Raw genomic sequence first — 376 nt, 5'->3', positions numbered from 1 at the left:
CGCGCGCCGGCGTCCATCAACTCCATGAGCTTCTGGCGTGCGCGCATCGGGATCGGCAGGATTTCGGCGAGGCGGTTGGAGACCCAGGTGGGATCGTCGTATAGAAAGGGCTCGACGAAGGGCAGATTCTGCGGCTCGCGTTCCTTGATCGTGTCGATGATGCGCTCCAGCACTTCTGCGCACGCGCCGAATTTCGCGAGCGCCTCGGCGCCCTGCAGCGGCTGATCTTCACCCAGCAACTCGGCCGTGCCGACGATCAGATTGCTCGGCTCGACACGATGATCGGTGAGCCGGAAACGATCGGTTCCGCGTGCCTGCACGAGAAGGAGACCGAAGGTATCGACATCGCATTCCGCGATTTCGGCCAGGCAGCCGA

1 protein-coding gene is annotated in these 376 nt (G+C 63.3%); it reads right to left on the bottom strand.

From position 1 onward, the window contains the following. A partial coding sequence (locus QCE73_RS33995) for an LON peptidase substrate-binding domain-containing protein (RefSeq protein WP_404989846.1) occupies positions 1-376 on the bottom strand: 376 nt, incomplete at both ends.

The organism is Caballeronia sp. LZ029, from assembly GCF_031451275.1.
GTDB lineage: Bacteria > Pseudomonadota > Gammaproteobacteria > Burkholderiales > Burkholderiaceae > Caballeronia > Caballeronia jiangsuensis.
The sequence above is the reverse complement of the archived record's forward strand: the minus strand, read 5'-3'. Positions and strand labels throughout refer to the sequence as shown.